This window comes from Sphingopyxis terrae subsp. terrae NBRC 15098, assembly GCF_001598815.1.
Taxonomy (GTDB): domain Bacteria; phylum Pseudomonadota; class Alphaproteobacteria; order Sphingomonadales; family Sphingomonadaceae; genus Sphingopyxis; species Sphingopyxis terrae.
In genome coordinates, this window is the sequence record NZ_BCZQ01000027.1 from 1 (window position 1) to 3143 (window position 3143).

General features: G+C 63.4%; 3 protein-coding genes. 2 read left to right on the plus strand and 1 reads right to left on the minus strand.

Annotation, left to right across the window (positions count from 1 at the left end; all coding sequences use genetic code 11):
- On the plus strand, positions 1-544 hold a 544-nt coding region (locus tag STE01S_RS15200), incomplete at its 5' end, for a hypothetical protein (RefSeq protein WP_062769211.1).
- Positions 545-569: 25 nt separating this feature from the next.
- Here STE01S_RS15200 and STE01S_RS15205 read toward each other — a convergent pair.
- Positions 570-1955: an OprO/OprP family phosphate-selective porin gene (locus tag STE01S_RS15205; RefSeq protein ID WP_062769214.1), complete on the minus strand. Its 1386-nt coding sequence runs from the start codon at positions 1953-1955 to the stop codon at positions 570-572.
- A 218-nt stretch (positions 1956-2173) separates the two neighbouring features.
- Here STE01S_RS15205 and STE01S_RS15210 point away from each other — a divergent pair, with 218 nt between their 5' ends.
- Positions 2174-3076 (plus strand): SDR family oxidoreductase, encoded by a 903-nt coding sequence (locus STE01S_RS15210; RefSeq protein WP_003039091.1) that lies wholly within the window; start codon positions 2174-2176, stop codon positions 3074-3076.
- The last annotated feature ends 67 nt before the right edge of the window (positions 3077-3143 follow it).

Sequence of the window (3143 nt, forward strand, 5' to 3'; positions counted from 1 at the left end):
CATGATGACCGATACGAATGACCTGCACCTGCTTCCCGATGAACGAATCGCATGGGAGGGGCGACCATATGCCGGCCTGATACTTCGCCAGATTGAAATTTTTCTAGTCCCATTCAGTCTCCTTTGGTGTGGTTTCGCGATATATTGGAATGCGAGTGTTTGGGTCGCGGATGCTGATACGTCATTTAAGTTTTTCGGCCTGCCGTTCCTGATCGCAGGTCTATATTTTACGATCGGCCGGTTCTTGGTGGACATAAGCCTCCGAAAACGAATGGCTTACTTTGTCACTAACAAACGTGTCCTCATCAAAAAGCGATCGGGCGGATCAGGGATAAAATCTTTGGATATTAAACGCCTTCCCACACTGGAACTCGATGAACGACCGGATGGCTCTGGAACTATCCGCTTTGGTGCTTCAGGCAGTTTGTTCACCGGCAGCAATTTTGGCATTTGGCAGCCGACTTTTGATCGAACGCCGCAGTTCATTCGGATTTCGAATGTCCGCTCGGTCTACGAATTGATCCAGAAACAGTCCGACGGCTGACCACCCCAAAGGCAGATTCCCCCAATCAGAAGTCGATCTGCGTCCGCAGGCCGAAGGCGTCGGCCGAATAGTTGCGGTCGCCGCTCGTGCTGCCGATCGCGGCATCGTCGTACATCAGATGGCCGTAATTGGCGGTCAGGCGCAGATAGGGGATCGGTGCCCACACGACCGCGACGCCCAGCGTGCGCTGGCGCCCGCCGGCGATGCCCGCATCGCTGAGGTCGAGGTGGTCGTAGCGGGCGTTGATCTCGATCGCGCCGGGGCCGCCCGCGGTGATCGGGCGCGACGGTGCGAGCCGGTCGAAACTGCCGTCCTTATACCCGCGGCGATCGCCGCGCGTCAGCACATAGCCGACTTCGGCATAGCCACCAAAGAAGGTCGGGTCGGCAAGGCCCGGACGGCGCGCGGTCTGCCAGAAGCCTTCGCTGGCGACGTGGAAGGGGCCGGCGATGAGCGCCCCCTCAAGCCCCAGTCCGCGCTCGCTTGTAGCGGTGAAAGTGCCCGTGTCGACAAGCCGGCTGTTCGTCGTGTGGACAAAAGGCCGCGCGGCGTAGCGCACCGCGCTCGGTCCGTCGTTCGCCTTGCGCCAGTGCGCCGACGCCCCGAGGTGAAGCTGGGTATCGCCAAAGCTTGGCATCCACACCACCCGGCCGTCGACGCTCACGCTATTATCCGAATCGCTCAGCAGGTCGTTGGCATTGTCGCCGAACACCCCGCCCTGCACGAGCAGCGCCTTGCCCTTATACTGGCCCGACAGGCCGACGCGCCGCTCGAATCCGAACGCTTGGGTAAAGGCGGCGCGCTCGGCAAAGCTGGTGAAGAGGTCGCTCGTCATTTCCTCGAGCGACCAGAAAGGTTTGATCTGCCCGGCGGTGATCGAGAGCGGGCCGGTGCCATAGGTCAGATAGACGTCGGTCAGTTCGACCGAGCTGTTCGCGACATCGGCCTCGACGCGGTAGCTGATTCCGCCCGGAATCTTGCCGTCGACGCCCAGATAGACGCGGCGGAATTCGGTCGCGAGGCCGCCATGCGTGTCGGTAACGCCCGGCGGCGCGTCGATGCTGGCAAGATCGAGCTGGATGCGGCCGCGCGGCTTGAAGCTCCAGCCATCGGCGGTCTTGATCTCGGGCGCGCCCTTCCACGCGATGTCCGGGCCGGGTTTCGCGGGGGCTGCCGCGGCCGTTACCGGGGCGAGTGCTGTCGTCGCTGCGGTCACCGTGCCCGATGGAACGGCGCCCGGCGCGGTCGCGGCATCGAGGCGGTCTTCGAGCGTCTCGACCTTGGCCTTGAGGGCAGCCAGTTCGGCGCGCAGCGCGGCGGCTTCCTCCGCACTCATCGCCTGCGCATGCGCGGTCGTGGGGATGCAGAACATCGTCGTCGCCAACAGGGCGGCGGTCAGGGTCGGACGCATGCAGAAGGCTCCATTGCGAAAAGGTGACGATCCGGTGGCGCTGTTATGACGGTCAAATGACAGTCGCACGTCATTTCGGTTACATTTCGATGACAGATGACATTTTGTTGCACCCGCCAAAATTGCCCCTCCCCCCTTGCCTGCCCGCCGCGAGCGGTTAAGGACGTGCCAGTTTTCTTGGGCAACCTTTTGCGGGATGCCCCCGGTAGGAGATCAGCATGACGATCAAATTTGACGGCCGCGTTGCCATTGTCACCGGCGCCGGCGGCGGCCTGGGCCGCGCCTATGCGCTCGAACTCGCCCGGCGCGGCGCGAAGGTCGTCGTCAACGACCTCGGCGGCGCGCGCGATGGCACCGGCCATTCGGACGCCGCACTGCAGGTCGTCGAGGAAATCCGCGCCGCGGGCGGCACCGCCATGTCGAACGGCGGCAGCGTCACCGAATATGAGCATATGGTCGAAATGGTGGCCAAGGCGAAAGAGGAATGGGGCGGCGTCCACATCCTGATCAACAACGCCGGCATCCTGCGCGACAAGAGCTTTGCCAAGATGACGATGGAGGATTTCAACCTCGTCGTGCAGGTCCATCTGCTCGGCAGCGCCAACGTCACCAAGGCATGCTGGGATCTGATGCGCGACCAGGCCTATGGCCGCATCCTGATGACCGCCTCGTCGACCGGCCTCTACGGCAATTTCGGCCAGGCCAATTACGGCGCGGCGAAGCTCGGCCTTGCCGGCCTGACCAAGACGCTGCACCTCGAAGGCGCGAAATATAACATCCGCTGCAACACGATCGCGCCGGTCGCGGGCACGCGCATGACCGAAGACATTTTCCCGCCCGAACTGTTCGAGAAATTCACCCCCGAAAATGTTGCGCCAGCCGCGCTGTTCCTGGTGAGCGAAGATGCGCCGTCGAACATGATCGTCGGCGCGGGCGCAGGCGCCTATCACGCCGCCTATATCACCGCGACCCCCGGCGTCGCCCTGCCCGAAGACCAGCGCACGCCCGAAGGCGTCGCCGCGGCGTGGGACAAGATCATCGACCGCACCGGCGAAATCGTGCCCCAGTCGGGCAGCGAACAGTCGATGGTGGTGATGAAGGCCTTGCAGGCGCTCGGCTGAGTGGTTGCTCCTCCCTGCCGCGCAGCGGTGGGGAGGTGGCAGCCCGCAGGGCTGACGGAGGGGCGAG